The organism is Bradyrhizobium sp. NBAIM03 (assembly GCF_020194055.1).
GTDB lineage: Bacteria > Pseudomonadota > Alphaproteobacteria > Rhizobiales > Xanthobacteraceae > Bradyrhizobium > Bradyrhizobium yuanmingense.
Genome location: NZ_JADYVS010000007.1, coordinates 222426 through 238902, shown reverse-complemented (window position 1 = coordinate 238902; position 16477 = coordinate 222426). Strand labels below are relative to the sequence as shown.

Genomic DNA, 16477 nt, shown 5'->3' with positions numbered 1-16477 from the left:
CGTGTCTCCTGTCGCGCAACCCTAGCGCCCTTGGACCCGGAGCGAAAGATTGTTGTTGACGACAACAATTGGCGTGCCCAACATTATAGGCCAAAGCAGCCCGGAACGAGGCCGCGGCCGATCCTGTAACCGGGATGGAGGAGGAAACACATGACAGTCGCCTCACATGGTGACGTTGCAGGCCTGTTCGCAACGCCAAGGACCGTCGCAGAGCATCGGCCCGACGGCAGCATCGTTCTGCGCTCGCCCGAGCCTCTCGGCGAGACTGCGCGCTGCACCGGCGATTGGCTGGAGCAATGGGCGCAGCAAAGGCCGGATGCGATCTTCCTGGCCGAGCGCGGCAACGTCGAAATGCCCTGGACCACCGTCACCTATGCGCAGGCGCGGCGGAAGGTGCGCGCCGCCGCGTCCTGGATCCTGGCGCAAGGGCTCAGCGCGGATCGCCCCGTCGCGATCCTCTCGGACAACAGCATCGATCATGCGCTGCTCGCGCTCGCCGCCCAGCATGTCGGCGTGCCCTCGGCGGCGATCTCGCCGGCCTATTCGCTGATGTCGAAAGATTTCGACAAGCTCAAGAGCATGATTGCGCTGCTCGATCCCGGCGCGATCTACGTCTCTGCGCTCCAGCCGTTCGCGCCAGCGCTGGCCGCCATCAAGCCGCTGCACAACGCACACATCATCAGCGGCAATGCCGATGACGTCGACGTGCTCGCGTTCCACGCCATTGCGGCAACGCCCGAGACGCCTGACGTCGCAAGAGCCTTCGCAGCGGTGACGCCTGATACGATCGCGAAATTCCTGTTCACCTCGGGCTCGACCGGCACGCCGAAAGCCGTCATCAACACCCAGCGCATGCTGACGTCGAGCCAGCAAGCCAAGGCGCAGACCTGGACCTTCCTCGAACGGAGCCGCGATCTCGTCATTCTCGATTGGCTGCCCTGGAGCCACACCTTCGGCGCCAACCACAATTTCAACCTCGTGCTGCGCAACGGCGGCGCGCTCTACATCGATGGCGGCAAGCCCGCGCCCGGCCTGTTCGCGACCTCGCTCGCCAACCTTAGAAGCGTGATGCCGACGGTCTATTTCAACGTGCCGCGCGGCTTCGACATGCTGATCGCCGCGCTGCGCAGCGAGGAGGAATTGCGCCGCCGCTTCTTCGACGAGGTGAAATTCGCGTTCTATGCCGGCGCGGCATTGCCGCAGAATCTGTGGGATGCTCTCGAAGAGCTCTCGCTCGAGACGGTCGGCCGCAAGCTGCCGATGGTCTCGGCCTGGGGCTCGACGGAAACCTCACCGCTCGCCACCGACTGTCATTTTCTCGCCGAGCGCTCCGGCAACATCGGCGTGCCCATTCCCGGCACCGAGCTGAAGCTCGTCACCTCCGGCGACAAGCTGGAGGTGCGGGTGCGCGGCCCCAACGTCACGCCCGGCTATTGGAAGGCACCCGAGCTGACCAGGCAAGCGTTCGACGAGGAGGGCTTTTACTTGATCGGCGACGCGGTGAAGCTTGCCGATAGCGCGCGCCCCGAGCGCGGCCTGTTCTTCGACGGTCGCGTTGCCGAAGACTTCAAGCTCAATTCCGGCACCTGGGTCAGCGTCGGCGGCTTGCGCGTTGCCGGCATCGCCGCGCTGGCGCCGCTGGCTCAGGACATCGTGGTCGCCGGTCACGGCGGTGACGAGGTGCGTTTCCTGGTGTTCCCGAATATTGCGGCTTGCCGCGCCCATGCCGGTCTGCCCGAAACGGCGGCGGCCAGCGACGTGCTGGCGCACGACAAGGTCCGCAGCGCCATCGCGCAGGGTTTGGCGAAGCTGAAACAGCAGAGCGCCAACTCCTCCGGTCACGCCACCCGCGCGCTGCTGCTCGCCGAGCCACCGTCGGTCGACGGCGGCGAGATCACCGACAAGGGCTACATCAACCAGCGCGCCGTGCTGACGCGCCGCGCCGATGCGGTAGCGCGGCTGAACGATGATGCGTCGGGTGAGTGGATCGGATTGTAAAGGCCGAGTTAGCGACGCCACATTCCGCTGTCATTCCGGGGCGCGCCTCTTGGCGCGAGCCCGGAATCCATTTCACCGTAGGGGTGGTGCACGATGGATTCCGGGTTCGCGCCACGCGCGCCCCGGAATGACGAGTGGGATACGCCAACAACCCTGTCGCAATATCCTGCCGATTCTTTTGTTGCCTAAGCAACTAATCTGTGCGAACCGTTCCAGACAGAGATGACGGCGGGCGAACCGCCGCGTTCTTTTCTGGAGGAAGCAATGCGCGGCAGAAGGGGTGCCGTCGGCAAATGCCGGCGCATGATCGGGAGTGACGGGAGCTTGCGCGCCGCGCGCGACCCGTCAGGTGTCGACGCTGCCGGTGACTGCGCCGAGATTTTCGTGCAGCCGGCGCAAGAGATCGATCAGCACCTCGCGTTCGTCCTTGCTGAGGCAGGACAACAGCCGTCGCTCGCGTTCGAACGCAGCGACGATCACCTTGTCATGGGTGGCGCGGCCCCTTGCCGTCAACGAGATCGAGTGGGTGCGGCCGTCGTTCGGGTCGGTGCGGATCGACACCAGCCCGCGCTTTTCGAGGCCGGCAAGCGTCCGGCTCACCGGCCCCTTGTCGAAGCCGATGACGTGGCAGATGCGCGAGGCCGGGATGCCGGGTTCGATCGCCAACAGCGACATGATCCGCCATTCGGTGACGTTGACACCGAACTCGCGCTGATAGAACGCGGTCGCGCTGTTCGAGAGCTTGTTGGCGATGAAGGTGATGAACGCCGGGACGTAACGGTCGAGATCGAGCGTCGGCCCTGCATCATGGGGCGCGGGCTTGTGGCGGGCTTTGGTCGAGGACGGCGGCATATCGGGTTTCTGACTCGCGGCGGGCCCAAAGACCTAAGGGCATGCGTCGTCCTTTCACAAGAACAAAATGAGGGAGGTCTTCCATGACCGCATCCGGCTGCGCGGGATCGGGTGTCCCGCATGTCGACGTCGACCCCTTCGACATGAGCTTTTTTGCCGACCCCTATCCGGCGCATGAGCTGCTGCGGGAAGCCGGCCCCGTGGTCTATCTCGACAAGTGGAACGTCTATGGCGTGGCGCGCTATGCGGAGGTCCACGCTGTGCTGAACGATCCCGCAACCTTCTGCTCCAGCCGCGGCGTCGGCCTTTCCGACTTCAAGAAGGAGGCGCCGTGGCGACCGCCGAGCCTGATCCTCGAGGCCGATCCGCCGGCGCACACCCGCACCCGCGCCGTCCTGTCAAAAGTGTTGTCGCCGACCGTGATGAAGCAGGTCCGTGACCGCTTTGCCGAGGCGGCCGAGGCGCGTGTCGATGCCCTGCTGCAGATGCGCAGCTTCGATGCGATCGCGGATCTCGCCGAGGCCTACCCGCTCTCGATCTTTCCGGATGCGCTGGGCCTGAAACCGGAGGGGCGTGAGCATCTGATTCCCTACGCGAGCGTGGTATTCAACGCGTTCGGCCCGCCCAACCGGCTGCGCCAGGAGGCGATCGAACGATCGGCGCCGCATCAGGCATACGTTGCCGAGCAGTGCCAGCGCGAGAATCTGGCACCCAGCGGCTTCGGCGCCTGCATCCACGCGCAGGTCGACGAGGGTGCTATCACGGCCACCGAAGCGCCGCTGCTGGTGCGCTCGCTGCTGTCGGCCGGACTCGACACGACAGTCAACGGCATCGGCGCTGCGGTGTATTGCCTCGCGCGCTTTCCCGATCAATGGCAGCGGCTGCGCGACGACCTCACGCTCGCGCGCGGTGCCTTCGAGGAGGCCGTGCGCTTCGAGAGCCCGGTGCAGACCTTCTTCCGCACCACCACCCGTGAGGTCGAGCTCTCCGGTGCGCGAATCGGCGAGGGCGAGAAGGTGCTGATGTTCCTTGCCGCCGCCAACCGCGATCCGCGGCGCTGGGATGCCCCCGACAGGTACGACATCACCCGCCGCACCTCCGGCCATGTCGGCTTCGGCTCCGGCATCCACATGTGCGTCGGCCAGCTCGTCGCCCGCCTCGAAGGCGAGGTGATGCTGACGGCGCTGGCGCGCCGCATCGCGAGAATCGAGATCACGGGCGAGCCGAAGCGCCGTTTCAACAACACGCTGCGCGGGCTCGACAGCCTGCCTGTGACGATCACCCCGGCCTGACGAGGAGCTTGATGCCTGCCATTACCTTCATCCATCCCGACGGCAAGTCCTATCGCGTCGAGACCGCGGGCGGCGAGAGCGCCATGCAGGCCGCGACCCGTCACGGCCTCGACGGCATTCTGGCCGAATGCGGCGGCAACGCGATGTGCGCGACCTGCCATGTCTATGTCGACGAGAGCTGGCTCGCGCGCCTGCCTGCGATGGCCGACGACGAGGATGCGCTGCTCGACGGCACCGCCGCTGAGCGGCGACGGACGAGCCGACTGTCCTGTCAGATCACGATCACGCCCGATCTCGATGGGCTCGTCCTGAAGTTGCCAGAGCGGCAGGTCTGATCTGCCAAGCCGTCGGATCTTCGCAAAATATCAAACAGGGAGGGAATGATGAAACATCTGAAGTGGACGCTCGCGCTGGCTGCGAGCTTGGTGACCGGCGCGGCCAACGCCGAAATATCGGACAACGTCGTGCGCATCGGCGTGCTCAACGACATCTCCGGCATCTTCCAGGACACCAATGGCATGGGCTCGGTCGAGGCCGCGCGGATGGCGGCGGAGGATTTCAACGGCGGCGGCAAGGGCATCAAGGTCGAGATCGTCTATGCCGATCACCAGAACAAAGCCGATGTCGGCAACGCCATTGCGCGCAAATGGCTCGACGTCGAAGGCGTCGACGCCATCGTCGACGTGCCGAACTCGGCCGTCGGTCTTTCCATCAACGCGCTTCTGCGCGACAGCCGCATGACCTTCCTGGCATCATCGACGGCGAGCTCGGATCTGACCGGCAAAGCGTGCTCGCCCAACACCATCCAATGGGTCAACGATGCCTGGGCGACCGGCAACACCACCGCAGCCGCCATGGTGTCGCGCGGCGGCAAGGACTGGTATTTCCTCACGGTCGATTACGCGCTCGGCAAGGGCATCGAGGCGGAGGCGCAGAAATACATCGAGGGTCACGGCGGCAAGGTGCTCGGCTCGTCCAAGCATCCGCTCGGCACCTCCGATTTCGCGTCCTTCCTGCTGCAGGCGCAAAGCTCGAAGGCGCAGGTCATCGGGCTCGCCAATGCCGGCGGCGACACCATCAACGCGGTGAAACAGGCCGCCGAATTCGGCATCCAGCAGAGTGGGCAGAAGCTCGTCGCCTTCCTGCTCTTCATCAACGACGTTCACGGCATGGGCATCAAGGTCGCGCAGGGCCTCCAGCTCATGGAAGCCTTCTACTGGGACATGAACGATGATACCCGCGCGTTCGCCAAGCGTTTTGCTGCACGGCCCGGCATGAACGGCAAGATGCCGAGCGGCAATCAGGCCGGAGTCTATGCTTCCACGCTCGCTTATCTCAACGCCGTCGCCGCCACCGGCAGCGACAATGCCAAGCAGGTCGTGCCCGAGATGAAGAACTTCAAGGGCAAGGACAAGCTGTTCGGCGACACCGCGATCCGTCAGGACGGTCGCGTCGTGCATCCGATGTACCTGTTCGAGGTGAAGAAGCCGGAGGAGTCGAAATATCCGTACGACTATTACAAGCTGGTCGCGACGATTCCGGCAGACCAGGCGTTCCGCCCGCTCGCGGAAGGCGGGTGCGAGCTGGTGAAGTAGCGGCCGCGAGCGCGGCGCAATTGCACCCTCTCCCCTTGTGGGAGAGGGTGGCTTCGCGAAGCGAAGCCGGGTGAGGGGTCTCTCTCCTCACGAACAATCGCGAGAGTTGAGAGAACCCCTCATCCGACGCCGTAGCCGAAGCTCTGCTTCGGCGTTCTTAAGAACGGCGGCCGAAGGCCGCCTATGCCACCTTCTCCCACAAGGGGAGAAGGAAGTAAGACTACACCACCTTGCTCGACCCCTGCGTGATCAACCGCGCTGCGCGCTGGTCTCGCGCGTAGATCCACAGCCAGCTCAGCGCGACGCTGAGGCGGTGGCGCAGGCCGATCAGGAAGTAGATGTGGGCGATGCCCCAGATCCACCACGCGATGGTGCCGCGCAGCTTGATCTTGCCGAAATCGATGATTGCGAGCCGCTTGCCGATCTGCGCGAGGTTACCGGAATGCTTATAGCGGAACGGACCCGCTGCAGCGCCGCGGAGGCGCGCTTTGATGGTCTCCGCGACGTGACGGCCCTGCTGCTTGGCGGCCGGCGCGATGCCGGGCACCGGCTTGCCGTCCCAGGCGTTGATGCTGACGGTATCCCCGATCGCGAAGATCTCGGGATGGCCTGATATGGTGAGGTCGGCCTCGACCAGCACGCGCCCGGCGCGATCGTGCGCTGCGCCGAGCCATTCGGCCGCGGGCGAGGCGCGCACGCCGGCGGCCCAGATCCGTGTCTTGGCCTCGAGCAGTTTGCCGCCGAACACGACGCCCTCGCGATTGATCTCGGTGACGGCCTGCCCGAGCACGACCTCGACGCCGATCTTTTCCAGCGAGGCCTGCGCATAGGCTGATAGCTCGTCGGGAAAGCCGGCGAGCACGCGCTGGCCGGCCTCGATCAGCACGACGCGGGCCTTGTGCGTGTCGATGTTGCGGAAATCGGCGGGCAGGGTGTGATGCGCCATCTCGGCGATGGTGCCGGCGAGCTCGACGCCGGTCGGGCCGGCGCCGACGATCACGAAGGTCAGCCGTGCCGCGCGCCGCTTTGGATCGATCTCGCGCTCGGCGCGCTCGAACGCCACCAGGATGTGCCGGCGCAAGGTGGTCGCATCCTCCAGCGTCTTCAGGCCGGGCGCGAACTGCTCCCATTCATCGTGGCCGAAATAGGCGTGCCGCGCGCCCGTGGCCAGCACCAGCGTGTCGTAGGGCACCTCGCTGCCGTCGTCGATCAGCACGCAGCGTCGTTCGGCATCGACGCCGCTCACGGTGGCGAACAGCGTCGTCACCTCGCGCCGGTCGCGCATGAGATGACGGATCGGCCAGGCGATCTCGCTGGTTGCGAGCGAGGCGGTCGCGACCTGGTAAAGCAGGGGCTGGAACAGATGATGATTGCGGCGGTCGATCAGCGTGATCTCGACGGGAGCGCCCGCAAGCCGGTAAGTCGCCTCCAGCCCGCCGAAGCCGGCGCCGACGATGACGACGCGATGGGGATTTGCGGCCATGATTTAACCCTCGAATCTCGCTGCTGCTCGCCTTCATTTAAGTGCGGATTGGGCGCCGCGGTCCAATAGAGGTCATCAATCGTCGCATAGGCCTGATGTATCGATCCGGCGCGAAAAAACGCCGCAGCCTCCCGGACCGGCCCTGAGCCGGCCTCGGCCGAAGTGAGTAGAATTATAATTCTTGCCATCTCAGATAGGGGCGAAATATGGTGCAGGGCGGGCGCTGAGCCATTGGCGGCGCGACATATTTTGCGTTCAATAGAGACAGGCCTGGAGCGGCGATCACCCCGCTTCCAGGACCGATAATTAAGGAGGGAGTGTTATGAGGATGGCATTCTGGCTGGCGGGCGCAGCGGCGCTGGTGCTGGCAAATCAGGCATTCGCCGGAGACACCATCAAGATCGGTTTCGTCTCGACCTTCAGCGGCCCGACCGCCGTGATCGGCAACGACATGCGCAATTCCTTCGAGCTCGCGCTCGATCATCTCGGCCGCAAGATGGGCGGCAAGCCGGTGGAGGTGATCTACGAGGACGACGGGCAGAAGCCCGACGTCGGCAAGCAGAAGACCGAGAAGCTGGTGCAGTCGGACAAGGTCGACTTCATCGTCGGCTATATCTGGTCGAACGTGCTGCTCGCCTCGCTCAAGACCGCGGTCGATTCGAAGACCTTCCTGATCTCGGCCAATGCCGGTCCGTCGCAGCTCGCGGGCGAGCTGTGCTCGCCTTACGTGTTCTCGACCTCCTGGCAGAACGACCAGACCCCGCAGGCGGTCGGCACCTATATGAACCAGAAGGGTGTCAAGTCGGTGTTCCTGATCGGCCCGAACTATGCCGCCGGCAAGGACATGCTGGCCGGCGTCAAGAGCACCTTCAAGGGTCAGGTCGTGGGTGAGGAATATACGGTGTGGCCGAGCCAGCTCGACTTCTCCGCCGAGCTCTCCAAGGCGCGTGCCTCCGGCGCCGAGTCGATCTTCGTGTTCTACCCGGGTGCTGCTGGCGTGCAATTCCTGAACCAATATGCACAGGCCGGGCTGAAGAGCACGATGCCGCTCTACACCGCCTTCACCATCGACGAGCTCTCGCTGCCGCTCCAGAAGGAGAACGCGCTCGGGGTGCCCGGCGCGCAGCAATGGGTCAACGACCTCCCCAACGAGCAGAACAAGCGCTTCGTCGCCGACTACCGCAAGAAGTACCCCGGCCTGCGCCCGACCTTCTACGGCGCGCAGTCCTATGACGCCGCGAACCTGATCAACAGCGCCGTCGTCGCCGTGAAGGGAGACACCTCCAAGAAGGACGAGATGAAGGCCGAGATGGAGAAGGCCAACTTCAAGTCGGTGCGCGGCGCGTTCAAGTTCGGCAACAACCACATCCCGATCCAGAACTTCTATCTGCAGGACGTGGTCAAGGATTCCGAAGGCCAGCTCGCCTTGAAGACCGTCGCCACCATCGTCGAGAACGACCAGGATCGCTTCCACGAGAAGTGCAAGATGAAGTGAGCCACAAGCGACGTAGCCCCTTCTCCCCTTGTGGGAGAAGGTGGCGCGAAGCGCCGGATGAGGGGTTCTCTCCCCTTGCAAGATTGTCCGTGAGGAGAGAGACCCCTCACCCGTTCCGCCGCTTTGCGGCGAGCCACCCTCTCCCGCAAGGGGAGAGGGGAAGCAGAATTGCCTACACCCTCGGCATGCTTGCCGGGCGCACCTCGCGCGCTTGCGCTGCGAGCCTGATGCCGGCGTTGGCCGCGCCAAAACCCTGATAGTTCCTGCGCTCGACGATCTCGAAGAAGAAGCGCTCGTCGAAGATGTGGGTGTAGACCTGGAAGAACTCGCCGTCGCCTTCGCGGTCGTAGAGGATGTGGTTGGCGCGCAGCTGCGCCATCAGTTCGGGCGAAAGATCGTATTTGGCTTCGATGTCGTCGTAGTAATTGTCGGGGATGTCCAGGAAGCCCGCGCCGCGCTGGCGCATCGCGGCGACGGTCGCAAAAATATCCTGACACGCGAAGGCGACATGCTGCACGCCCGAGCCGAAGAACTCGGAGATGAAGCGCGCCGGCAGGGTGCGGTTGGCAGAGGAGCCGTTGAGCACGAAGCGCAGGCTCTGGTCGGCGTTGATCACGGCCTGGCTCTGCACGAGGCCTCTGGGGTCGGCGATCTCTATCTGCGGCAGGCGTTTCAGATCGAGAATGCCGGTGTAGAACAGCAGCCAGGTCAGCATCTCGTCATAGGGCATCGACTGCGCGATGTGGTCGACGGCGACCAGCGCATCGGCGCTTGAATCGCTTGCAACAGGCTCGAAATCGGTGTCCCAGTTCTTGCCGGCTTGGTCGAGAAAATAGAGCAGGCTGCCGCCGACGCCATGGATCGCGGGAATCTCGAGTTCACCCGGTCCGACCGGCTGGTAGAAGGTGCGCGCTTTCAGCGTCTCGGCACGCTGCATGGCGCGGTCGGCGTCGTCGACGTCGAGCGCGATGGCGCAGACGCCGGGCCCGTGGGTGACATAGTGCGAATGCGCAAAGCCGTCGGTCTCGCAATTGATGACGAGCTCGACCTTGCCCTGCGACCAGCGCTCCACCGCCTTGCTGCGGTGCTGGCCGCTCTTGCGGAAGCCGAGCTGTGAGAACAGGCGGCCAAGCTCGCCGGCCTTGCTCTCGTTCACGGCAAATTCGATGAAGCCGGTGCCGCGGCTCTTCGCCTTCGGGGCCAGCGCCTTGCCGGCGAAATTCTGCCAGTCCGGTGCGAGCTGGTCCTCCAGCAGAATCAGCGAGCGCAGGCCATCGACGGCGGTCTGTGCGGCCGAGCCGGCGCGGAACTGGTCGTTGAAGATTTCCAGCGACAGCGGTCCGGCATAGCCGGTCGCTGCGATCGCCGCCATGAACGCGCCGACCGGCAGGTCGCCCTGGCCGGGGAAGGAGCGGAAGTGCCGGCTCAATGACAGGATGTCGAGCTCGAGCCTTGGCGCGTCGGAGAGCTGCACCAGAAAGATCTTGTCGCCGGGGATCGAGGCCATGGCGCGGGTCGGAAAGCCAGGTGCCAGCGCATGGAAGCTGTCGAGGATGACGCCAATCGCGGGATGATCGGCGCGGCGCACGATCTCCCAGGCGTCGCGGTAATCGTTGACGTGGCGGCCCCAGGCCAGCGCCTCATAGCCGACGCGCAAACGACGTTTCGCGGCGCGATCGCCAAGCTCGCGAAAATCGTCAGCCGCGCGGTCGATGCCGCCGAGCGCGGCGGGTGAGACGTTGGAGCAGATCAGCAACAGATCGGTGCCGAGCTCCTGCATCAGATCGAACTTCCGCTCCGCGCGGGCGAAGTTGCGCGTACGCTGCGGCTCCGGCATGCCCTCGAAATCGCGGAACGGCTGGAACGCACAGAGCTCGAGATTGAGGTCCGCGCACATCTTCGCGATATCGCGTGGGCCGGCGCCGAACGACAGCAGATCGTTCTCGAAGATTTCGACCGCATCGAAGCCCGCGGCGGCGATGGCGCGGAGCTTTTCGTCGAGGCTGCCTGAGAGGGAGACGGTGGCGATCGAGCGCTTGTTCATGCGGCCTGCTCCATGATCTGCCCCGGCGAGATCGTTTGCCCGGTACGCGCGGCCGCGCTGACGGCTTCGACGACGGCGAGCGTCCCCATCGCGTCCTCGACCGATATCAGCGGCTGTTCACGGCCGGCAATCATTGCGCAGAAATGCCGGAGCTGCTCGACCAGCGGATCGAACGCGGGCGGCGCGATGGTCCCGCGCGCCAGCGGCGCGTACCAGCCGGGCTGCTCCGTGTATGACCACAGCTCCATGTTCGGCACGGAGAGCGAACCCGCCGTCCCTGCGAAGATGTAGCAGGGCTGGTCCTGCCTGGGATAGGCCGGGTTCTCGCCTGAGGAGAGCTCCCAGCTCCACGGCGCCGGCGTCGCATCCGACACGGTTACCGTGCCCAGCGCGCCGTTGGCGAAGCGCAGCAGCAGCGCGGCGGTGTCCTCGACCGCGAAGCCGCGCACCTTGTTCGAGGTCAGCGCCTGCACCTCGACGATCTCGCCGCAGATGAAGCGGAGATTGTCGATGTCGTGGATGAGATTGATCAGCAGTGGCCCGCCGCCTGCCTCACGCCGCCAGGCGACCTCGAAATAATCGTCGGGCTTCTTGAGGAGCCACAGCCCGACCACGGCCGTGAGCTGGCCGAGCTTTCCGTTCGTCACGGCCTCGCGGGCCGACTTGATGACGGGATTGTGCCGCCGGTGGTGGCCGACCAGCATCGGCACGCCGGTGCGTCTCACCGCCGCGCACAGGCGTTGCGCGGTGGCAACCGTCTCGGTCACCGGCTTCTCGATCAAAGCCGGCACGCCGGCTTCGGCGCAGTCGAGCGCCATGGGCAAGTGCAACGTGTTGGGCGACGCAATGATGAGGCCGTCGGGCTTCTCTTCGGCCAGCAGCGCGCGATGGTCCGCATAGCAGGGCACGCCATGCGCCCGCGCATATTCCTTCGCGGCGGGCGAGGGGTCTGCGATGCCGGCGAGCACGCAATCCTGGGCGGACTCGATCAACTCGATATGGCGGCGGCCGATCAGGCCGGCGCCGGCCACGGCGATCCGCATTCTCGCGCTCATGCCGCGCTCTCCTCCATGGCGCCGCCGAGGAAGAGCTGCCCGATGCGCGGATCGTTCAGAATGCGCCTGGCGTCATCGACCATGCGGGTCTGGCCAAGCTCCAGCACGATGCCGATGTCGGAGATCTCCAGCGCCGAGCGCGCGTTCTGCTCGATCATCAGGATGGTGACGCCGCGATCGCGCAAGCTCTTGAGGATGTCGAAGGTCTGCTGCACCATCAGCGGCGACAGACCGATCGAGGGCTCGTCGACCAGCACCAGCTTCGGCTCGAGCAGCAGCGAGCGGGCGATCTCGAGCTGCTTCTGCTCGCCGCCTGATAGCGTCGAGGCCTGCTGCGCGGACTTGCGCCGCAATGCCGGAAACAGGTCGAGCGCCGCCTCGATCCGCTTGGGCAGGTCGAGGCCCTTGTCGGCGGCGACGCCGCCGAGCTCGATATTGTGGCGCACCGACAGCTCGGGAAAGATGTTGCGGCCCTGCGGCACGTAGCAGATGCCGGCGTTGAGCAGCGCGCGCTGGCTCAAATTGGTGACGTCGCGGCCCGCGAAGCTGATCTTGCCTTCGCGCAGCTTGAGCAGGCCGAAGATGGCCTTGAATACCGTCGATTTGCCGGCGCCGTTCGGGCCGATGATCGTCGTGATCGTGGCTGACGGCACGGCAAACGTCGTGCCGTTCAAGATCGTCATCTTGCCGTAGCCGCCGACGAGATTGTGGACCGAGAGAATGGGATCGCTCATTACGCGCTCCTAATGTCCGAGATAGGCTTCGATCACGGCGGGGTTCTTGCGGACCTCGTCGGGCCGGCCCATCGCCAGCACCTTGCCTTCCGCCATCACCATCACGCGCGAGCACAGCGACATCACGAACTCCATGTTGTGCTCGATCACGACGAAGGTGGCGTTCTTCTCGCGGTTGATCGCGACCAGGCGCTCCTTGAGGTCCGCCAGCATCGACGGGTTGACGCCGCCGGCTGGCTCGTCGAGCAGCACCAGGCGCGAGCCGCCCATGAAGGCCATGGCGGCATCGAGCAGTTTTTGCTGACCATAAGAGAGACCCCCAGCCGGCTCGTCGGCGAGATGGTCGAGCTTGAAGAAGCCGATCATCTGGTTCGCGGCCTCGGTCAGCCCGGCATCGGAGCGGCCGACCAGGCGCGAGGCCATGTTGCCCTGGTGCTCCTGTCCGGCGAGGATCAGGTTCTCGCGCACCGAGAGCTTTGGGAACACCTGCAACAGCTGGAAGGTGCGGCTGACCCCGAGCTTGTTGAGCTCGGAGGGACGCAGGCCCGTGACGACCTGTCCGTCGAGCTTGACTTCGCCGCCGGTCGGCGTGAGCTGGCCGAGGATGCAGTTGAACAGCGTGGACTTGCCGCAGCCGTTCGGCCCGATCAGGCCGAGGATCTCGCCCTCGCGCACGTCGAACGAGACCCCGTTGACGGCGTGGATGCCGCCAAAGCTCTTCTTGATGTCGGTGACTTCGAGGACCGCGCTCATTGCGCCGTCTCCAGGCGCGACTTTGCGACGGCGCGCAGCGCGGACGCCGCCTTGGTGCGGCGCTCGGCGAGATATCGGTCGAGGATTCCGAGAATGCCGGTCGGCGACCAGATCAGCAGCAGCATCACGGCGACGGCGTAGAGCATCAGGTAGTAGCCTTCCGTGAAGCGCAACCATTCCGGCAGCAGCACCGCGATCATCGCTCCCAGGAACGGACCGAAATAGAAGCCGGCGCCGCCGACGATCACCATCAGCAGGAGGTCGAGCGAGAGCGACAGGTTGAACGGCACGGGATCGATATATTGCGTCAGCGGCGCATAGAGCGCTCCGGCGACGCCGCCGAGTGCCGAGCCGATCGCGAAGGCCATCAGCGTGTAGCGGCGGGTATCGACGCCGAGGGATTGCGCGCGCAACGGATTCTCGCGCAGCGCCATGAAGGCACGGCCCCAGGGCGATCGGATCAGCCACCACACCGCAAGCGAGACGATCGCGAGCGAGCCGAGGCAGACATAGTAGAACGGCAGCGGTTTGTTGGTCGCGATGCCGAAGATGTGCGGACGCGGAATGTTGGAGATGCCGTAGATGCCGCCGGTCAGCCAGCTCTCGTTGCGGAACACCAGGAAGGCGAGGGTAGAAAAGGCGAGGGTGACGAAGGCGAGGTAATGGTGCTGCACGCGCAGTGCGGGATAGCCGAGCACCCAGCCGATCGCAAAGCTCAAGACGATCGCCACCAGGATCGCCGCCGGCAGCGGCCAGCCATGTGTGGTCATGATCGCGGCCGCATAGGCGCCGATGCCGACGAAGGCGCCTTGCGCCAGCGAGACCTGGCCGGCATAGCCGAGCGTGAGATTGAGCCCCATGGCGGCGATGCTCATCACCGCCCATTGGCTCAGGATGAACAGGCCGTAGCGGTTGAAGTTCATGGGGACGATGATCAGCGCGGCGATGATGGCAAGGCCGAGCGCGATCTTCAGGGGTTTGGCGATGCCGCTCATACGGTGCGCTCCTCGGCACGGCCGAGCAAGCCCTGCGGCCGGAACAGGATGACGGCGATCAGGAACATCATCGGCACGGCGGCGCGATACTGCGTCGAGACATAGGCCGCCGCGAGATTGTCGAGTACGCCGATCAGCAGGCCGCCGGCGATGGCGCCGCGCACCTGGTTGAAGCCGCCGACGATCGCGGCGATGAAGGCGGCCTGGCCCAGCACCTCGCCGGACGAGAATTTTGCGAGGTAGATCGGTGTGATCAGCAGCGAGGCCAGCGCCACCAGGAAGGCGTTGATCAGGAAGGTCAGCAGGATCATGCGCTCGACCGGGACGCCGATGATGCGGGCCACCGTCGGGTTCTGCGCCGCCGCCTGCATCTGGTGGCCGAGCGAGGTACGGCTCAGCAGCGTGGTCAGGCCGAGAACGGCGAGGATGGCAACAGTGAGCACGCCGATGCTCTGCAGCGACACAGCATGGCCGAGGATGGAGATGTCGCCGGTCGGCACGATCGAGGGGAAGGGCGAAGCCTCCGCGCTGTAGAACTGCTTGACCGATTCCTTGATGCCGATCGCGAGCGCCATGGTCGCGATCGCCAGCGGTAGCACACCGTGACGCATCATCGGGTCCACCAGCAGCATCTTGAAGGCGAGCCCGAGCAGGATCAGCGAGAGCAGGATGCCGAGGATGATCGCGAGCCAGAACGGCGCGCCCACATGCATCGCGGCCAGCATCAGGAACGCCGGCAGCATCACGAACTCGCCTTGCGCGAAATTGATAGTCTGCGAGGTCTGCCACAGCAGCGTGAAGCCGACCGCGACCAGCGCGTAGATGGCGCCGGTGGCGAGCCCCGCGACCAGTAGATCGAATAGGTTGGACATGTTCCCCTCTTTCCTCTCCCTCTCCCCGCTCTCTTTCTTCTCCCTCTCCCCGCGAAGGGGCGGGGAGAGGGAGACGAAAGATCTCTCCCCGCGTAGAGCGGGGCGAGGGAGAAGGGCCACGCTTCACTTCACCTTGGGCAGCACCTGCTTCACCACCTGCTTGCCTTCGACGACCTCGACCAGGAAGCTCTGGCGGTCGATGTCGCCGGTGTCGCTGAAGGTGACGTCCATCAAAATGCCCGGCTCGTCCGCGGCCTTGATGGTGAGGCCGTGCAGCGTGTCGGCGAACTTCTTCGGGTCGACCTTGCCCATCTTTTCCGTGGTCGCCTTCACCATGTAGACGGCGAGGTAGCCCTTCAGGCCGTTATGATCGGGGACGTAATTGTACTTCTTGGAGAACTTCTCGCGGAACGCCTTGACCAGATCGACCGGCGCGTCGGTGGTGAGGCCGACATGGCCGCGCGCGCCGTTGGCGGCATCGCCCGCGAGCTCGATCACCTTCTGGCCGATCAGCGTGGTCTCGCCCATCAGCGGCGCGGTGACGCCCTGGCGCTTCAGCTCTTTCAGGATGCGCGCGCTCTCTTCCTCGTTCAGATAGACGAACACGGCGTCGGGATTGGCGGCCTTGATCTTGCCGACGTCGGCGGCGAAGTCGGCTTGGCCCGCTTCGGTGGAGAGATCGGCGACGACCTTGGAGCCGAGCCGATCGAGCTCCTTGACCACGACGTCGCGGCCACCGCGGCCGAAATCGTTGTTGACCCAGACCACCGCAACGGTCTTCGCCTTCATCTCGTCGTGGATGTACTTTGCGACCTTCGGCATTGAGGATTGCTGGCCGAAGGAGGTGCGGAACAGGAACTTGTTACCGGTCTGCGTCAGCTCGGCGGCCTCGCCGCCCATAATCTGCGCGATGCCGGCTTCGGCCGCGAGCGGCGCGGTCACCTTCACCGAGCCGGAATAGCCGGGCCCGAGCAGCACATAGGGCTCGGCGTCGAGCGCCTTCTGCACCTGGGCGCGCGCCACCCCGGGGTTGGACTGCGAGTCGGCGTGGCTGACCTCGAGCTTGCGGCCGAGCACGCCGCCCTTGGCGTTGATCTCCTCGATCGCGAGGTCGATGCCGTTCTTCCAGTTCGTGCCGACGGTGGCGCCGCCGCCCGAGAGCTCCGCGACGTTGGCGAGCTTGATTGCCTGGGCAAAGGCGCCCGTTGCGGTCATGACGGTGAGCAATGCGCCCACCACTAGCGTTGATTTCATCGTCCTCTCCTCCCGTTTCAAATCTTGCAAGCGGCCTTGTATCCGGCCGCTTCGC

General features: G+C 65.1%; 14 protein-coding genes. 5 read left to right on the top strand and 9 right to left on the bottom strand.

Annotated features, from left to right (window positions below; genetic code table 11):
• Window positions 1-150: 150 nt before the first annotated feature.
• Entirely contained in the window at window positions 151-1998 is a 1848-nt protein-coding gene (locus I6F21_RS13315; protein ID WP_225183213.1) for a feruloyl-CoA synthase, read from the top strand.
• Window positions 1999-2343: 345 nt separating this feature from the next.
• On the opposite strand, the gene I6F21_RS13310 is transcribed toward I6F21_RS13315, so the two are convergent.
• On the bottom strand, window positions 2344-2850 hold the full coding sequence (locus tag I6F21_RS13310; RefSeq protein WP_036001836.1) for a MarR family transcriptional regulator: 507 nt from the start codon (window positions 2848-2850) through the stop codon (window positions 2344-2346).
• 83 nt (window positions 2851-2933) lie between these two features.
• On the opposite strand from I6F21_RS13310, the gene I6F21_RS13305 reads away from it, so the two are divergent.
• Genes I6F21_RS13305 through I6F21_RS13295 form a run of 3 tightly spaced genes read left to right on the top strand, consistent with a single transcriptional unit; the run spans window position 2934 to window position 5737 of the window.
• On the top strand, window positions 2934-4142 hold the full coding sequence (locus tag I6F21_RS13305) for a cytochrome P450 (protein WP_225147466.1): 1209 nt from the start codon (window positions 2934-2936) through the stop codon (window positions 4140-4142).
• Window positions 4143-4153: 11 nt separating this feature from the next.
• Window positions 4154-4477, top strand: a complete 324-nt coding sequence (locus tag I6F21_RS13300) for a 2Fe-2S iron-sulfur cluster-binding protein (RefSeq protein WP_225147465.1) — start codon at window positions 4154-4156, stop codon at window positions 4475-4477.
• Between the two features lie 48 nt (window positions 4478-4525).
• The gene (locus tag I6F21_RS13295; protein WP_225183252.1) at window positions 4526-5737 is read left to right on the top strand and encodes an ABC transporter substrate-binding protein; all 1212 of its coding nucleotides are present in this window, start codon (window positions 4526-4528) and stop codon (window positions 5735-5737) included.
• A gap of 220 nt (window positions 5738-5957) precedes the next feature.
• Here the strand turns inward: I6F21_RS13295 and I6F21_RS13290 are convergent, their stop codons facing one another.
• The gene (locus tag I6F21_RS13290) at window positions 5958-7220 is read right to left on the bottom strand and encodes an NAD(P)/FAD-dependent oxidoreductase (RefSeq protein WP_036001827.1); all 1263 of its coding nucleotides are present in this window, start codon (window positions 7218-7220) and stop codon (window positions 5958-5960) included.
• Window positions 7221-7542: 322 nt separating this feature from the next.
• Here I6F21_RS13290 and I6F21_RS13285 point away from each other — a divergent pair, with 322 nt between their 5' ends.
• Window positions 7543-8715 carry an ABC transporter substrate-binding protein gene (locus I6F21_RS13285; protein WP_225183212.1) on the top strand — a complete coding sequence of 391 codons (1173 nt, stop codon included), beginning with the start codon at window positions 7543-7545 and terminating at the stop codon, window positions 8713-8715.
• A gap of 172 nt (window positions 8716-8887) precedes the next feature.
• On the opposite strand, the gene I6F21_RS13280 is transcribed toward I6F21_RS13285, so the two are convergent.
• From I6F21_RS13280 to I6F21_RS13250, 7 genes are all read right to left on the bottom strand, one after another.
• Window positions 8888-10759, bottom strand: a complete 1872-nt coding sequence (locus I6F21_RS13280; protein WP_225183211.1) for a sugar phosphate isomerase/epimerase and 4-hydroxyphenylpyruvate domain-containing protein — start codon at window positions 10757-10759, stop codon at window positions 8888-8890.
• Window positions 10756-11814 (bottom strand): Gfo/Idh/MocA family oxidoreductase, encoded by a 1059-nt coding sequence (locus I6F21_RS13275; RefSeq protein WP_225183210.1) that lies wholly within the window; start codon window positions 11812-11814, stop codon window positions 10756-10758. The genes I6F21_RS13280 and I6F21_RS13275 overlap by 4 nt, the downstream gene beginning before the upstream one ends.
• Entirely contained in the window at window positions 11811-12548 is a 738-nt protein-coding gene (locus I6F21_RS13270; protein WP_036020339.1) for an ABC transporter ATP-binding protein, read from the bottom strand. The genes I6F21_RS13275 and I6F21_RS13270 overlap by 4 nt, the downstream gene beginning before the upstream one ends.
• 9 nt (window positions 12549-12557) lie before the next feature.
• The gene (locus I6F21_RS13265; protein ID WP_036001814.1) at window positions 12558-13301 is read right to left on the bottom strand and encodes an ABC transporter ATP-binding protein; all 744 of its coding nucleotides are present in this window, start codon (window positions 13299-13301) and stop codon (window positions 12558-12560) included.
• The gene (locus tag I6F21_RS13260) at window positions 13298-14296 is read right to left on the bottom strand and encodes a branched-chain amino acid ABC transporter permease (RefSeq protein WP_036020342.1); all 999 of its coding nucleotides are present in this window, start codon (window positions 14294-14296) and stop codon (window positions 13298-13300) included. Before I6F21_RS13260 ends, I6F21_RS13265 begins: the two co-directional genes overlap by 4 nt.
• A complete protein-coding gene (locus I6F21_RS13255; protein WP_036042799.1) occupies window positions 14293-15168 on the bottom strand; it encodes a branched-chain amino acid ABC transporter permease in 876 nt (291 codons plus the stop codon). The genes I6F21_RS13260 and I6F21_RS13255 overlap by 4 nt, the downstream gene beginning before the upstream one ends.
• Before the next feature lie 123 nt (window positions 15169-15291).
• Window positions 15292-16422 (bottom strand): ABC transporter substrate-binding protein, encoded by a 1131-nt coding sequence (locus tag I6F21_RS13250; protein ID WP_036001805.1) that lies wholly within the window; start codon window positions 16420-16422, stop codon window positions 15292-15294.
• Window positions 16423-16477: the final 55 nt, after the last annotated feature.

Excerpts from the sequence above, each read along its gene's own strand:
- I6F21_RS13305 (WP_225147466.1), top strand. The coding sequence starts at position 2,934 with ATGACCGCATCCGGCTGCGCGGGATCGGGTGTCCCGCATGTCGACGTC.
- I6F21_RS13295 (WP_225183252.1), top strand. The coding sequence starts at position 4,526 with ATGAAACATCTGAAGTGGACGCTCGCGCTGGCTGCGAGCTTGGTGACC.
- I6F21_RS13300 (WP_225147465.1), top strand. The coding sequence starts at position 4,154 with ATGCCTGCCATTACCTTCATCCATCCCGACGGCAAGTCCTATCGCGTC.
- I6F21_RS13270 (WP_036020339.1), bottom strand. The coding sequence starts at position 12,548 with ATGAGCGATCCCATTCTCTCGGTCCACAATCTCGTCGGCGGCTACGGC.
- I6F21_RS13310 (WP_036001836.1), bottom strand. The coding sequence starts at position 2,850 with ATGCCGCCGTCCTCGACCAAAGCCCGCCACAAGCCCGCGCCCCATGAT.
- I6F21_RS13265 (WP_036001814.1), bottom strand. The coding sequence starts at position 13,301 with ATGAGCGCGGTCCTCGAAGTCACCGACATCAAGAAGAGCTTTGGCGGC.
- I6F21_RS13290 (WP_036001827.1), bottom strand. The coding sequence starts at position 7,220 with ATGGCCGCAAATCCCCATCGCGTCGTCATCGTCGGCGCCGGCTTCGGC.
- I6F21_RS13315 (WP_225183213.1), top strand. The coding sequence starts at position 151 with ATGACAGTCGCCTCACATGGTGACGTTGCAGGCCTGTTCGCAACGCCA.
- I6F21_RS13260 (WP_036020342.1), bottom strand. The coding sequence starts at position 14,296 with ATGAGCGGCATCGCCAAACCCCTGAAGATCGCGCTCGGCCTTGCCATC.
- I6F21_RS13275 (WP_225183210.1), bottom strand. The coding sequence starts at position 11,814 with ATGAGCGCGAGAATGCGGATCGCCGTGGCCGGCGCCGGCCTGATCGGC.
- I6F21_RS13250 (WP_036001805.1), bottom strand. The coding sequence starts at position 16,422 with ATGAAATCAACGCTAGTGGTGGGCGCATTGCTCACCGTCATGACCGCA.
- I6F21_RS13255 (WP_036042799.1), bottom strand. The coding sequence starts at position 15,168 with ATGTCCAACCTATTCGATCTACTGGTCGCGGGGCTCGCCACCGGCGCC.
- I6F21_RS13280 (WP_225183211.1), bottom strand. The coding sequence starts at position 10,759 with ATGAACAAGCGCTCGATCGCCACCGTCTCCCTCTCAGGCAGCCTCGAC.
- I6F21_RS13285 (WP_225183212.1), top strand. The coding sequence starts at position 7,543 with ATGAGGATGGCATTCTGGCTGGCGGGCGCAGCGGCGCTGGTGCTGGCA.